This is a genomic window from Kordia jejudonensis, from assembly GCF_001005315.1.
In the GTDB taxonomy this organism is placed as follows: domain Bacteria; phylum Bacteroidota; class Bacteroidia; order Flavobacteriales; family Flavobacteriaceae; genus Kordia; species Kordia jejudonensis.
This window is the reverse complement of the sequence record NZ_LBMG01000217.1, coordinates 1-236: the sequence shown is the minus strand read 5'-3', so window position 1 is coordinate 236 and position 236 is coordinate 1. Positions and strand designations below refer to the sequence as shown.

The following is a 236-nucleotide window of genomic DNA, read 5'->3' as shown; positions in this document are numbered from 1 at the left end:
TATAGGCGTGTAATAATGGTCATTTACATCATTTTGATCAGAAGGATCTTGATAGGTTGCTGTGATATTTTTAATTCGTTCAGGCGTAACTTTAAAATAATCTTCATACTCAAAAGTTACTTCTCTATTGTGAACAGGATCTATAATTTTTGATAGATTCCAATTGGTAGAATTTAAACCTCTATTGAGTGAGTTTCTATACCCTCGATAGGTAGTTTCATTATAATCTTTGGTAT

The 236-nt window shown here is 30.5% G+C and carries 1 protein-coding gene; it reads right to left on the bottom strand.

The features are described 5' to 3' along the window. Positions 1–236 (bottom strand): hypothetical protein (locus AA089_RS25420; RefSeq protein WP_046759447.1); only part of this gene is annotated, 236 nt, incomplete at both ends.